Here is a 14,511-nt window from a genome sequence, read left to right on the forward strand (position 1 = left end):
GTTCTTTAGAGTGGAGCATATTGTACCTACATCGTCATTGTGAGGAAAAATTGTAAGTTTTGACGAAGCAATCTCAGGCAAGATTCCTGAGATTGCCACCCTCCTTGAAATCGCTTGCAATGACCTTAAAACCTTATCATAAATTATCATTGCCATTAATCCCCTATAGTATATAATTTTGAAAAATAATATATTTATCTATGAAATTACTAAAAATTATTTTTATCATTACTATATGCATTAATTTTCCTATATTCGCAGAAAATTTAGAGTCGGTTACTACAACCGAAGATATTGAAAATGACGTATTTATCCCTCTTGATGAAAATCATCCTATTTTAAATCCAAACGATAATATTAATGATAGTTCTGAGTTTAAGAATTATACAAATGGCAAAATTATTGCTCTAAATAACATTACTGCTACTTCTGAAGAGATAGATTTTAAAGTCGGGGAAGAAAAATATTTCGGTAATATAAAAATCAAATTGCACAAATGTATAAAAAACCTTGATCCATATAATGAAGATAATTATTTGTTGATGACCATAACGGAATATAAAATAGACGAAGATCCTAATTTACTCTTTCAAGGATGGATGATTTCTTCAAGCATTTCACTTTCAACGTTTGAACACCCAATCTACGAAATTTTTGCTAAAGATTGTTTTTAGATGCAATATTTAATTTCAAGTTTAATATTTTTAATTCCAAGCCTTGGAATGCTGACGGGCTTATCAGCTGCAGCTACTGTTACAATTTTTTTGCTTATATCATTCCTGCGAGGTATTAATCGTCATTGCAAGCGACTGAAAGGAGAGTGGCAATCCAGTAACAATGTCATACCGTGGCTTGACCACGGTATCCAAAAAATAAAAAAAGACTGGATCCCGCTACAAGCTCACGGGATGACAATGTTATTCACCGCTTGGTGCTTTATATCTTGTTTATTCGCAATTCATCTTATTAATAGCTTAGCTACTTTTACTCAAGTTTCTATACTCTTATTTCTTAGCTTTGCAGTTAGTAATTCTGCTCCTTTTCAAAATCGCTTACAGCTTAAAAAAGCCTTAATATTCGGAATTCTCACAGCAATATTATTATTCTTCATCGAATATTCTTCTCATGGATTTTTAACAAGAATATTCAAAGCTAGTTTTGGCTTATATATGCTAGATCGTGGTTGTGCTTTACTTTCAATTACCGCTTGGGTAGCGATTATAATTTTACTTTCTAACGGTAAAAAACGACATGCCTTAATGCTATATATATTAGTGCTTTATTTACTAAGTATTTCCGATAGTTTAGCAAGTTTTTTAGGCTTCGGTATAGGAGGAGTAATATTTATTTTAACAAGATTTATGAAGCCGATATTTTTCAAATTAATCGCAATAAGTTTAATTACCGGCTCATTACTATTTCCTGTGATAGCTAAACAAATAGAACCACGAGATTTATCTGAAAAATATTTAGCTACACAACCTTCCGCTGCTCATCGTTTATTTATTTGGCATTTCGTCGCAAACAAAATCATTGAAAAGCCGATTTTAGGCTATGGCTTAGCTTCTTCTAAATATATCGAAGCTGGTGATAGTGAAATGATCGATTACAACGGAGAAAAATGGCATCCTTTGCCGCTTCATCCTCATAATAATATATTACAAATTACTCTTGAACTTGGTATAATAGGTTTAATATTATTTTTATGCTTAGTTTATAAATATCTCAAACAAATTAGTAATCTCAAAAATAAAAATTTCAAGGCAATTTCCTATGCATGTTTTATAAATTACTATATTATCGGCATGATTTCATATAATATTTGGCAAATATGGTGGATATCAAGCGGTATTTGGGTACTAGTTTTAATGAAGCTACTAGTTAAACCTGATATTGTCATTGATAATTGATGCTATTTGAGGTAAATATAGAGTTAAATGTCATTAAATCTACGTCATTGCAAGCAGCCGCCGTAGGCTGCGTGGCAATCTCATCAAATATCCTGAGATTGCTTCGTCGAATTACTGTGCAATTCTTCTCGCAATGACGGAAAAATATAATACAAAACATATGCTACAAAACTCAGAACTTTTACACGAATATCTACCGATTGCTATATTTTTCGGTATTGCGGTATTGGTTTCCGGTTTAATAATGATTCTACCTAACCTATTATCGACAAAAAAATATAATAAAGATAAGCTAGAACCTTATGAGTGCGGTTTTGAGCCTTTTAGCGATGCAAGATCAAAATTTGACATACGTTTTTACTTAGTTGCTATTTTATTTATTATCTTTGATCTTGAAATTGCATTTTTAGTGCCTTGGGCTATTAGTCTTAATACGATAGGTAAAATAGGCTTTTTCTCAATGATATTTTTCTTATTCGTACTTATTATCGGGTTCATATATGAATGGAAGAAAGGAGCTTTAGACTGGTAGTAATATGAAAAATAATTTTTATCAAGAAGACGAATTATTAAGTAATGAGCTTTCTAATAGAGGATTCTTACTCACTAAAGTTGATGACGTTATAGGCTGGGCGAGAGCTAATTCCTTATGGCCTATGACTTTTGGGCTTGCTTGTTGTGCTATTGAGATGATGCAGGCAGCAGCAAGTAGATATGATATGGATCGCTTCGGTATGTTATTTAGACCAAGTCCAAGACAGTCCGACCTTATGATAGTTGCAGGAACGCTTACTAACAAAATGGCACCGGCTCTACGTAAAGTATACGATCAGATGGCTGAACCTAAATGGGTGCTTTCAATGGGTAGCTGTGCCAATGGCGGCGGCTATTACCACTTTTCCTATTCGGTAGTGCGTGGCTGTGATAGAATCGTACCGGTTGACGTATATGTCCCTGGCTGCCCTCCTACCGCCGAAGCATTAATTTACGGACTTATGCAGTTACAGAAAAAAATTAAACGCACTACAGGTTTTAAGTATGACGCTAGACAAACTCATTGAAAGACTTGCAGCTAAATCTAGCATTTTAATAACTCCGATCACGGTTAAAGATTACCTAGCTTATAAAATCGAGCCGAATTTTTTATTGCCGTTTTTAAAAGCTTTAAAAGAATCGGAAGAATTACGCTTCACTTTACTTACTGATTTATTTGGGGCTGATTTTCCTCAGAATAACGTAGTCAATTCAGTTGGGCTTGGCTACAAGGGGCAAGGCGCGAAGCCTATAACTAATAGGAGAGCGATGAACGACAATGTAGGCGAGTCCAAATCAATTGACTATAAAAGGTTTGAAGTAGTATATAATTTATTAAGCTTAAAATTAAATAAGCGTCTTATAATAAAAGTATATATATCTGAAAAAGAAACTATACCTTCAGCAATGAATATATTTAGTGCCGCTTGTTGGTATGAGCGTGAAGTTTATGATATGTACGGGGTAAATTTCGAGGGCAATGACGATAAAAGACGCATACTAACCGATTACGAATTTGAGGGGCATCCATTACGTAAAGATTTCCCGTTAACAGGCTATACACAAGTTAAATATGATGAGAAGCTAAAGAAAGTAGCTTATGAACCGGTCGATTTAGACATAGAATATCGTGAGTTTGATTTTAGCTCGCACTGGCATAGCCCGAGTTATGTATTGCCAGGTGATGAGAAGGCAACCGATGTCATTCCTGCGAAAGCAGGAATCCAGAAATAAAATGAATGTCATCCTGTGACTTGATCGCGGGATCCAGAAAAAATAAAAAAGACTGGACCCCGTGGTCAAGTGAACTAGGTGACAGTAGGAAAAATACTATGACTAACAACACCAAAACTATAACTCTAAACCTTGGTCCACAGCATCCGGCAACTCACGGAGTTTTAAGGTTAATCCTTGAGATGGACGGGGAAATAGTAAATAATGCCGACCCTCATATTGGGTTACTTCATCGTGGTACGGAAAAGCTTATTGAGCATAAAACATATTTGCAGGCTATACCATATTTTGATCGTCTTGATTATGTTTCGCCGATGTGTCAGGAACATGCATTTGCTTTAACTGTCGAGTCGTTATTAGAATGCGAAGTCCCACGAAGAGCTCAGTTTATCAGGGTACTATTCTCAGAGCTAACAAGAATTTTGAACCATACTTTGAATATTGGCAGCCAAGCTTTAGATATCGGTGCTACTACTCCTTTATTATGGCTCTTTGAAGAGCGAGAAAAGATCATGGAATTTTACGAGCATGTTTCCGGCTCTCGTATGCATTCAAACTACTTTAGACCGGGCGGGGTTGCAGCAGATTTACCCGAAGGTTTACTTGAGGATATAGATAAGTTTATAGAACAGTTTCCTCCTAAACTTCACGATATTGAAAATCTACTAAATGAAAATAGATTATGGAAACAACGTTTAGTAGATATTGGCGTTGCGTCTCAAAAAGAGGCAATGGACTGGGGGTTTTCAGGACCAATGCTTAGAGGTTCGGGTATAGCTTGGGATTTACGCAAGTCAAACCCTTATGACGTTTACGATGAAATGGACTTTAAAGTACCAATCGGCAAAAACGGTGATTGTTACGACAGATATTTCGTTCGTATGCTTGAAATGTACGAATCAATCAAGATAATCAAGCAATGTATAGAAAAAATGCCGAAAGGTGCAGTTAAAACCGATGATCCTAAATTAACACCACCGACAAGAGCCAAAATGAAAGAATCTATGGAAGCAATGATTCATCATTTTAAGCTCTATACGGAAGGATATGACGTCCCAGCCGGCGAGACCTATAAAGCCGTAGAAGCCCCTAAAGGCGAATTTGGTGTATATTTATACTCGCAAGGAGGTAATAGACCTTATAGATGTCGTATTAAAGCACCCGGTTTTGCTCATTTGCAAGGACTAGATTTTATGTCTAAAGGTCATTTAATGGCAGATGTTATTACTATTATTGCAACGCTTGATATAGTATTTGGTGAGATAGATAGGTAATATATTTGTCATGCCGTGGGCTTGTACTTGCGTTGCTCTGTTATTCCTACGAAAGCAGGAACCCATAAAATAAAACTAAAAAACAAAAAATGTAGTGGGTATATATATTATGCTCTAATAAGCATGGTACTTTATATATTGGTATTACTAATAATATAATACGTCGTGCTTATGAACATAAACAAAAAATAATATTATAAAGCTTGTTTATACAGAAGAATTTACTGATATTCAAGAAGCACTTACAAGAGTAAAAAAACTTGAAAAAATGGCAACGTAGTTGGAAAATAGAACTGATAGAAAAAACTAATCCTGCATGGAAAGATTTAATTGAATAGTTCTATGGATTCCTGCTTTCGCAGGAATGACATAAAACTATACCGTACTAAAAATATATGAATACAAAAATTACAAATTTTACATTTGATAAGAAAAATTTAAATCTAGCAGAAGAGATTATAAAAAAATATCCACCGCATGGAAAAAGAAGTGCAATACTTCCGCTGCTTGATCTAGCACAACGTCAAAACGGCGGCTGGCTACCTGTTCCTGCTATCGAATATGTCGCAAATATGTTAGAAATGCCTTATATACGGGCTTATGAGGTTGCAACATTTTATACTATGTTTAACTTAAAGCGAGTTGGGAAATATCATATCCAAGTATGTACTACTACTCCTTGCTGGCTGCGTGGTAGTGATGATATAATGAAAATTTGCGAAAAGAAATTAGGTGTAAAACTCAAAGAAACTACTGAAGATCAAAAATTTACTTTAAGCGAGATAGAATGTTTGGGAGCATGCGTTAACGCTCCGGTCGTACAGATTAATGACGATTATTATGAAGATCTAACTCAAGAAAAAATGGAAAAAATAATAGACAAGCTTCAAAATGACTAGAATCTTATTATTATTACTTAGATTTTATCAATATTTCATTTCTCCACTACTTGGCAATAATTGCCGGTTTCACCCTACTTGTTCTGAATATGCCAAAGAAGCTATATCAATGCACGGCAGCATAAAAGGCTTGTGGCTTACCTTTAAAAGAATCATCAAATGCCAACCATTTTGCGACGGCGGATATGATACCGTTCCAATCTCTATAAAAAATTCTAAACCACTTAATAAAAAAATATAAATTATATTTATTGTAAACCTTAAATATACCTTAGGCTTAGACCTTCTGTTGAAAAATTTATTACGGAACATAGAAAATTTTTAGATACATGTTATGATAAAGGATATTTTATTAGGTCCTATACATCCAAGAATTGGCGGTATTATTTTAGCTAATATAGAAAAACTAAGTCAGCTTAAAGATATATTAAGAGAAGATCCTTTTTATATAAATAATATAGCTGAATATGAAATTACTAACTTTACTCCTACAAAATGACATAAGAATTTAAATATTTTTTTTCAAAAACATGAATAAACTAATCCCTTTACCTCGTGCATTTTTTGCAAGAGATACTAATGTAGTAAGCACTGAGTTAATCGGTAAAGCTCTTTATTTCCAAGGTAAAACAGCTATCATTACTGAAACTGAAAGCTATATAGGACAGAATGATCCTGCTTGCCATGCAGCAAGAGGACGGACAAAAAGAACGGATATAATGTTTGGTCTTGCAGGCTTTAGCTATGTCTATTTAATTTACGGAATGTATTATTGTTTAAATTTCGTAACCGAAGCTAAAGGCTTCCCTGCTGCGACCTTAATAAGAGGCGTACATGTTATTTCGCCTGAAAATCTATACCTCAACGGTCCGGGTAAATTATGCAAATATTTAGGAATTAATATTTCTCATAATAAATGCGATCTTATAAATAACAACGAATTTTTTGTCGGCGATATTGGCTTAAAGCTACCCTACTCTACTACTGCTCGTATAGGTATTACTAAAGGCACGGATAAATTATGGCGTTATGTTGTTACAGATATCACTAATTTAATCTCTCAATATAATGTATAGCCTTAATAAGGTCATATTGATTTACGGCGAAAGGACCTCGAAAAGGTTTGTCTAATATAAATAATAACAAAAGCATTGATGATGAAGTGATACAAACTAAACCAACCGAAATCTTATGTAAATAAAGCTTGGTGCCAAGCATACAGACAAAAATTAAATTAATAGCAGTCATTATACATACAACTATCCAATATTGAATATTTAAGGAAAAATAGGACATTTTAATCCTGTTATACCTTACTGTATAAAGCTCTTTTATCTCCTCAATGATTTCCTGCTTAGTCAATAGCTGCATTTGCTTGCTTTATAAGCTTGTAGTCTCATTAATATCTTGGAGGAAACTAAGAGCTTCATGACCGATTTGCTTGCCGTCTTTCATTAATTGCCATTCACGCTGCATTACATCTTTGGTATAATTTTTAATATCTAGATAAATTGTAGGTCTCATTTCATGGGGACGCCAACCTACACTATCTGCAAGCCTCATCAACACTATAGATTCTGCTGCCACCCCTTCTTGTGCTTTATTAAAATTACCGAGTAAATAAATTAATACAAAACCGGTTGATACCGCATACATACTACCGACCACACCCGATAAAAACCCGCCAAGACTTCCAAGCTCTCCTTTTTAAAAATTATTAGGAATAATGTATTTTGTTAAATATAAACATCCCGCACAAAAACTCATCAAAACAATATTTATTATAGGTATTATTAACCATGCCCTGCTGAATATTTATGTAATATACTAGAAATAAGAGCTTGATAAGGTAATCCCTCATAAGCAGCTTTTTGTTTTATTCTCATTAAATCACTACTAGAAATATGAATATTTATTCGAGTATCTTTTTTTAAATAATTAGCTGCTGCCACTTGTGCTATATGTTCTCTTGTTCAAAATTTTTAATTCTTTGCCATTCATCATTTTCAAAAGACTCCAGCAATGCGTTTTCTTCAGCATCTAGTATTATATTTGATATATTCTCTTTATTTCTCATTACTTTTTCCTATTTTTAGATATTTCTGAGTAGCTTTGCGACGTGGAATAATAGTCTTTAAAAGAACTGTTCCATCAACTTCAATAATAAAAGGCACTAAATATATTATTTCTTCAAAACTTACCTTGCGCTCACTTATTAAGTTATAATTTTTTTCAGCAGAAAAGCTATAATTACATTTCTTTGTCATCTTATGATATAAGTATAATGTATGCTTTATGTCAACACTACACTTCCGTCTCTTCTAAGACCACTGTAGAATCAGCAAGTTTAGTAATTTTTTCAATTTTTAACCGAGCTTCTTTTAGTTTTTTCTCACAATGCTTCTTAAGTAAAATACCTCTTTCAAAGCTATTAACTGCCGTCTCTAGACTCTCTTGTCCGTTATCTATTTTTTTAACAATTTCCTCAAGCTCTTTTAAAGCTTCTTCAAAGCTAATATTTGCTTCTAAAGTTTTAGTATTAGTCATTTATTTTTATTTTTTAATGGTTATCTGTAGTAGTTGTGTCTTCAGTTGTTTGGGGTATAAGTAATTTTTTTAGCTCACTACTATCAAAAGTTTTCTTAGGAGCCAAAATACTCCCTTGCATTTTTATATTAAGATGTGCCAAACTATCTTTATCAGAACTTGTATTTGAGGTATTTAACTTAACAAGCCTTGCCGGCACGTAAAATGATAAAATACTAGATACATCCATATCAAAATTATATATATTCACTGCAAAAGAGGCAGCACCGCTACTATATTGTGTTGCAAATTTTACTTTCTTTAAAAGGGCAATACCTTTTTGTAGTTCAATATCACCGCTTATACCTCTAATATTTTCTTGTCCTGTGGTTATAGCACTATTTATATCTTTATCTAAATTTTGTACCTTATAATCAACTGTATCAATTTTTTCTATAAAAGAATCAATTGCAAAATTATTAACATCTATATTGTTTATAGCAAATTGTGATTTTGTAGTAAGGTTATATAGCTGGCTTTGAAGAGTGTTACCGTTAGTTCCTAAACTACCGCTTATACTTATTTTTCCGCCACTTACAGTAAATATTTTAGGCATAAGAGCCGAAACTTTGTTTAAATCTATTGTATTTAAAGCATATACGAAATTTATAGCATAAGGTTCTAATAAAATATTGCCGTTACCTTGAAGCTTACCACCTAATAATTCTGCTTCAATATTATTGAATTGTAATAAATTATTATTATTTGCTACATAAAATTTAACATTTTTCAATATTAAATCATTTTGTAATAATGTCGACAATGTACCGGAAACTTGTAAGGTAGCTTTATCTAAACTATAATCATTTATTAATTTATTTCTTAAATTAAGCATTCCTGCCGGTGATAATAAATCAGTAGTAAGATTACCGTCCTTAATTTCTACGGTCAAAGACGGTAATACACTCGATGCATCTAAGTTCCAGCTAGTTGATAAATAGCTGTTAGCAGTTTTAAAATCTAAATTACTAATTTTTATAGTAGCCGGTACGATTTTAGCAAGCAAATTCATTTTGTCAAATACATGATCGTTATACTTAACGCTATCTATCAGAATATCTAAATTAGCTAAATATCCTATTGTTCTAATAGGGATGAATTTACTTGGATAATCTAGAGCTTTCATATCTTTAGTTAAATTTTTTGTAAATTCGATAAGCGGCGAAATTATTGGATACGTTCTACTGCTTAAGTCAAGCGAAGATATATTAAGCGTAGCGTCTAAACGAGGTGTTTGAGCAATAAATTTACTAGAAAAATTTCCTGATAAATTTAAATTATCTGTTTTGAGTAATAAATTTTTAAAAAATAAATCTATTAAAGTGAGTTTTAAATCCGATGACAAGCTAAAAGGAATAGCTTCTTTAATAGTAATGTCGTTAAATCCTAAAATATTCAGTAACGAATTTATATCGTTGTGCTTTAAATATAGCTGTCCATCAAACATACTTCTAACGGCATTCTGTGTTACATTACCTGTAAGCCTAAATTCTCCACCTGATTTAATATTACCTGAAAATTCATTTATCTTTAAAGTACCATTTGATAAGTTAGAAGAAAAGACTATTTTTTCTAGTTCTTCATTATTACTTAAAATTATTTCGTTAATTGCCACGTCTGCTTTAAGTAATTTATCGGCAAAAATAAATCTAATATTTGAAGAAGAAGTATTAAATGTTACCTCTGCATTTGGAGAAATTAACGGACTTAAATCTATTTTAGGAAAATCTAGTTTTACATTAGTAGTAATATTATCATTTTTAGCAATGTTAACAAATCCATTACCAATAATAAAAGACGATGCTATTACTATGTCTTTTAGCTCTATTTTATCTTCATTATTTGAAATATTAAATTTAATGTTTACTGCCTCATGGTGATTAAATTTATTAAAAAGATGGTTTAAATCTGGTAATATATTACACATTACCGATGCTAAATTTTTAATCTGATATTCACCACTACCGCTAGTAAGCTTAGAATCTTTGTAAATTTGCGATAACTTAAAGCCATAATCATTATTATCAATATTAAGACTAAAATCTACTATATCGTCACGTTTATTAATTGAACCTGAAATTTTACCTATATAGTTACTTGTAGTTTTAAATATGTAATTAGACGATAAAGCATTTTCTTTTTTTAATATACAATTATTAAAATTTAAAATAGAATAATCTTGTTTATTAATAATACTTAGATTAGTAACATTTAGATTTATATTTTGTAATTTATATTTAAAGAAATTCTTTATTAACTCTTCATGATTATAAATATTTAGTACATTAGAATGTGAATAAAATTTAGCATCTAATATATCTATTTTATTAATTTTAGGATTAAATTTTATAAGCGACCACAACGAAAAATGAATTTTAATCTGCTCTAAATCTAATTTTCCTTCTTCTCTTATCGTCTCAATAACTAAATAGGACACAGGAAATTTATTCATCTTTATTTTTCCGATATTTTCTTTCGCAATTCCTAAATGACTGGTAAAATTATTAGTAACCGAATTATAGTTAACAAACGATAATGCACCAAACATTATAAATAACAATAATGAGAAACAAATTATGACGCCGGCAGCTATTTTTTTTATCATGTCTGTAAAAAAGTTTTTAATGTATTATTATATATAATTATCAAAATTTAAAGGCAAATTAATGAATTCTTTAGAAAATTTAATTTTAGTCGGTGTAATAAAATCATGTCACGGAATTAAAGGTCATGTAATGTTAAAATCTTTTACCGACCCTGCTACAAAAATACTTGAAAAAAATTTAGTAAATGAGTCAGGAGCAAATATACATATTAAGCTAATTAGCCAAAATGCCAAAGGAGAATTAATTTGTACATTTAATGATATAGCTACTCGAAATGAAGCTGAAAATTTAAAAGGTTATAAAATATTTTGCTTAAGAGCAAGTTTACCGGAACTAGAAGAAGATGAATTTTATATAGCGGATTTAACTCATTTACCGGTATTAAACCAAGATCATAAAGAAATAGGCAAAATTAAAAGTATTCTTAACTTTGGTGCCGGTGACATAATTGAAATAGAATTTTCAGATCAAACAACCAAATTATTACCTTTCAATAAAGAATTTTTTCCTATTATAACTAAAGATTATGTAATTTTAAATTATCAAAGAGAAGCTTGAATAATTTACCGTAGTTTTCAATTTCTTTATAGTACCCTACGATTCTTATTCACCTCTGTCTCGTCCCGTGGCGTGACCACGGGATCCAGTTAAAAACACTAAATTTATTAGTATTTATTGTTTTTATGGACCCTGTGGTCAAGCCACGGAGTGACACAGTGGGTTTTACTGGTCCACGCAACAATGCCTACTCGCAATGACGGAAAAACTGATCCACGCAACAACGCCTCGTGGGAATGACATAGAATATAATTATTTCAATCCTTAATTGAGTAAATTATATAAAATTGACAATTAATCCTTAAATACTATAATTAATATATGTATATAAAATAGAAGGTTAAGCTCTATGCCTAAAACTTTAAAATACTCACTTATTATATTTATAAGTATAATATTATTATTAATTGTTATTCCTTTCTTTATTCCTTTAAATAATTATAAAGGAATAGTAATAGATAAAGTTAAAGAGGCTACAAATAGAGATTTAACTATTAACGGCGACATAAAATTATCTTTACTACCGAATCCCGCAATATCACTATCAGAAATTAAATTATCATCAATAAACGGTACAAAAGAACCTCATCTAGTTTCCGTTGAAGGTGCTAAAGCGTCATTGCGACTTTTTCCTCTTTTTAGAGGAGCAATTGAAGTAGCTTCTATAGAACTGCAAAAACCGATTATAAATCTAGAAGTTTTAAGTAATGGACAAAAAAATTGGCAATTTTCTACACCTAATAATGCATCCAAAACAAATGAAATTAGCTCTGTAGAATCTACCGATACTAAAACTGAATTAGCACTTCCTATTTTGATTGGTTATTTTAAAATTATAGACGGCACAGTAATATATATAGAAAAAAACAGTGAGAAAATATTTAACGATATTAACTTAGAGACTAAAATTAAAAGCCTTAAAGGTCCTATAGATTTGACTTTAGCTTTAAAGGCTTTGGAACAGCAAATTAATATAGACGGAAATATTGAAGAAATCGGTAAAATAATTCCGTTAAGTGCCAATATTAATCTTGCCGGTGAAAAAATTAAAATCGAAGGAAAATTTGATAGCGAAAATAATTCTTTCATAGGTAACGCAAATATTAAAGGTAATACTAAAACTTTAAGTATGCCTGCTGATTTACAAAATGACTACGAGCTAACTACGGCAATTACTGCCAATAGTAAAAATATAGCTATTAAAGATGCTAGACTTAATTATCCAAATATAGAATTACTAGCAAATGCAAATTATGATATAGAGCGTAATAACCTAAAATCAAATATTATTATCAATCCCGGTAACATTATAACCGAGATTAGCTCTAATTTAGATAAGACAAATATTATGCTACAAGCTGATAGTTTAAAACCTATACTTGATGCTCTAAAACTAAAGACCGATAAATTACCGCCTATTATTAACCAAAAACTTATACTTACTTCTAATGTAATTAGTAATTCTCAAGCAATAAAATTACAAAATATTAATTTATCGGCTGCAAATAGTAATCTAACGGGAGATATTGAGCTTAAAAATTTAGCACAAGATATAACTATTTCGCACAATCTAAAAATTAATAATTTTGAGTCGTTTATGTCTCTTATGGGAGTAAGTAATTTAAGTAAGATTGGAGTATTACAGTTAAACGGGGGAATGCAAAAAATTAAAGATACTTTCCATATTAATAATAAAATATCCGCTTTTAATACTAATATATCTATTAAAGGAGATATTAATTTAGCAACTCAGAAGCCAAATTTTAATCTTAACTTATACAGTCCGTTAGTTAATTTGGATAAAATTCTTACAAGTAATAGTCCTACTCCTGCTCCAAATAAAACTAATAGTCCTTCTACTCAAAACATACCTACAGCTAAAAATAATTCTCCTTGGTCAAATAATCCTATTAATTTAGGGTTTTTAAATGAAATTGAAGGGCAATTATCCGCAAATATTGATAAATTAACTAACGACTCATTAATCATAAATAATTTAAAAGCAAAATTAAATATCACCGGCGGTACGCTGAATATTACTTCAGTTAATGCAAGCATTTACGGTGGCGAACTAAGTAGCACCGGTTATGTGAGTTCAGCCAAAGATCAAAACGCTGCAATTAAAATCGATTTAAAAAATGCCTATCTCAAAAGTTTCACTCCGCAATCGGATAAAATAAAAATAACTGATGGGCGACTAAGCTTTAAAGCCGATCTTACTTCTCGCGGTAATAGCGTTTATACATATGTTAATAATCTAAATGGACAATTTAACGTAAATAGCGATAACGGGGAAATAAGCGGATTTGATTTAAACCGAATCGCAGATGCAGTAAATAATGCTAAAAATACCGAAGGAGTATTACGACTTATTAACAGCTCCTTTAGTGGCGGATCCACATCTTTCAAAAATTTAATTGCCAGCGGAAATATAACGCAAGGCAAGCTTAATTTAAATGAATGTAGTTTAGATGCTTCACCTGCCACAACAAATGCAAGCGGTCAAATTAACTTACCACAATATATGATGGATGTTAGTGCAAGCGTTACTATTGCGGATTTACCGCCTATAGCCATTAAATTATACGGATTCATAAATAATCCGCAGCATAAATTAGACGTTCAAGCCTTTCAAACATATTTAGTTAAAAACGTATTTAATAGCGTTATTAAAGACTTAAAAAGCGGAGAGAAGAAACCTGAAAATATTATTAAAGATGCTTTGGGTCTCAGAAAGAAAAAGGATACAAATACAGAGGAACAAAGCACAACCCTCCGCAGGAAAACCAACAAGCAGATCCTGTGAAATAAGCTTCTACAAAAAGGATTGAAGAAACTGTTTTGATGTGACCGTCACAGGTGTTGTGTGACTTATTATTCCTCTCTATGTCATCATCCAGCAAAACATATA

General features: G+C 31.6%; 15 protein-coding genes and 3 pseudogenes. 13 read left to right on the plus strand and 5 right to left on the minus strand.

What is annotated here, in order from left to right; all coding sequences use genetic code 11:
- The first annotated feature begins 200 nt into the window (after positions 1–200).
- The 11 genes and pseudogenes from O6R16_RS03440 to O6R16_RS03490 all read left to right on the plus strand — a co-directional run bounded on the left by O6R16_RS03440 (position 201) and on the right by O6R16_RS03490 (position 6,926).
- Positions 201–674: a DUF2155 domain-containing protein gene (locus tag O6R16_RS03440; protein ID WP_004995979.1), complete on the plus strand. Its 474-nt coding sequence runs from the start codon at positions 201–203 to the stop codon at positions 672–674.
- Positions 675–1,910: an O-antigen ligase family protein gene (locus O6R16_RS03445; RefSeq protein ID WP_499680017.1), complete on the plus strand. Its 1,236-nt coding sequence runs from the start codon at positions 675–677 to the stop codon at positions 1,908–1,910.
- Positions 1,911–2,070: 160 nt separating this feature from the next.
- Positions 2,071–2,442, plus strand: coding sequence for an NADH-quinone oxidoreductase subunit A (locus O6R16_RS03450; protein ID WP_499680018.1), 372 nt, complete (start codon positions 2,071–2,073; stop codon positions 2,440–2,442).
- Between the two features lie 4 nt (positions 2,443–2,446).
- Positions 2,447–2,971: a NuoB/complex I 20 kDa subunit family protein gene (locus tag O6R16_RS03455; RefSeq protein WP_419086949.1), complete on the plus strand. Its 525-nt coding sequence runs from the start codon at positions 2,447–2,449 to the stop codon at positions 2,969–2,971.
- A complete protein-coding gene (locus O6R16_RS03460) occupies positions 2,949–3,677 on the plus strand; it encodes an NADH-quinone oxidoreductase subunit C (RefSeq protein ID WP_499680019.1) in 729 nt (242 codons plus the stop codon). The genes O6R16_RS03455 and O6R16_RS03460 overlap by 23 nt, the downstream gene beginning before the upstream one ends.
- A 98-nt stretch (positions 3,678–3,775) precedes the next feature.
- The gene (nuoD, locus tag O6R16_RS03465) at positions 3,776–4,951 is read left to right on the plus strand and encodes an NADH dehydrogenase (quinone) subunit D (protein ID WP_499680086.1); all 1,176 of its coding nucleotides are present in this window, start codon (positions 3,776–3,778) and stop codon (positions 4,949–4,951) included.
- A 104-nt stretch (positions 4,952–5,055) separates the two neighbouring features.
- Positions 5,056–5,289, plus strand: a pseudogene (locus O6R16_RS03470) (GIY-YIG nuclease family protein).
- A gap of 57 nt (positions 5,290–5,346) precedes the next feature.
- A complete protein-coding gene (gene nuoE, locus O6R16_RS03475; protein WP_266234464.1) occupies positions 5,347–5,850 on the plus strand; it encodes an NADH-quinone oxidoreductase subunit NuoE in 504 nt (167 codons plus the stop codon).
- Entirely contained in the window at positions 5,843–6,091 is a 249-nt protein-coding gene (yidD, locus tag O6R16_RS03480; protein WP_014392116.1) for a membrane protein insertion efficiency factor YidD, read from the plus strand. The genes nuoE and yidD overlap by 8 nt, the downstream gene beginning before the upstream one ends.
- A 93-nt stretch (positions 6,092–6,184) precedes the next feature.
- Positions 6,185–6,349, plus strand: a complete 165-nt coding sequence (locus tag O6R16_RS03485) for a YciI family protein (RefSeq protein WP_410956049.1) — start codon at positions 6,185–6,187, stop codon at positions 6,347–6,349.
- A gap of 31 nt (positions 6,350–6,380) precedes the next feature.
- Complete coding sequence (locus tag O6R16_RS03490) at positions 6,381–6,926, plus strand: DNA-3-methyladenine glycosylase (protein WP_499680020.1); 546 nt, start codon at positions 6,381–6,383, stop codon at positions 6,924–6,926.
- Here O6R16_RS03490 and O6R16_RS03495 read toward each other — a convergent pair.
- The 5 genes and pseudogenes from O6R16_RS03495 to O6R16_RS03515 all read right to left on the minus strand — a co-directional run.
- Positions 6,898–7,527 (minus strand): annotated as a pseudogene (locus O6R16_RS03495) (bestrophin-like domain); the annotation flags it as partial. The gene O6R16_RS03490 and the pseudogene O6R16_RS03495 overlap by 29 nt on opposite strands.
- Positions 7,528–7,643: 116 nt before the next feature.
- The gene (locus tag O6R16_RS03500) at positions 7,644–7,802 is read right to left on the minus strand and encodes a hypothetical protein (protein ID WP_499680021.1); all 159 of its coding nucleotides are present in this window, start codon (positions 7,800–7,802) and stop codon (positions 7,644–7,646) included.
- A gap of 114 nt (positions 7,803–7,916) precedes the next feature.
- Positions 7,917–8,117, minus strand: coding sequence for a hypothetical protein (locus O6R16_RS03505; RefSeq protein ID WP_499680022.1), 201 nt, complete (start codon positions 8,115–8,117; stop codon positions 7,917–7,919).
- 37 nt (positions 8,118–8,154) lie between these two features.
- Entirely contained in the window at positions 8,155–8,397 is a 243-nt protein-coding gene (locus tag O6R16_RS03510) for an exodeoxyribonuclease VII small subunit (RefSeq protein WP_499680023.1), read from the minus strand.
- A 13-nt stretch (positions 8,398–8,410) separates the two neighbouring features.
- Positions 8,411–11,041 carry an exodeoxyribonuclease 7 small subunit gene (locus O6R16_RS03515; protein WP_499680024.1) on the minus strand — a complete coding sequence of 877 codons (2,631 nt, stop codon included), beginning with the start codon at positions 11,039–11,041 and terminating at the stop codon, positions 8,411–8,413.
- Positions 11,042–11,102: 61 nt separating this feature from the next.
- Here O6R16_RS03515 and rimM point away from each other — a divergent pair, with 61 nt between their 5' ends.
- Complete coding sequence (gene rimM, locus O6R16_RS03520; RefSeq protein WP_499680025.1) at positions 11,103–11,600, plus strand: ribosome maturation factor RimM; 498 nt, start codon at positions 11,103–11,105, stop codon at positions 11,598–11,600.
- Positions 11,601–11,949: 349 nt separating this feature from the next.
- Positions 11,950–14,445: pseudogene (locus O6R16_RS03525) on the plus strand (AsmA family protein).
- The last annotated feature ends 66 nt before the right edge of the window (positions 14,446–14,511 follow it).

This window comes from Candidatus Rickettsia tasmaniensis (assembly GCF_036857515.1).
In the GTDB taxonomy this organism is placed as follows: domain Bacteria; phylum Pseudomonadota; class Alphaproteobacteria; order Rickettsiales; family Rickettsiaceae; genus Rickettsia; species Rickettsia rickettsii.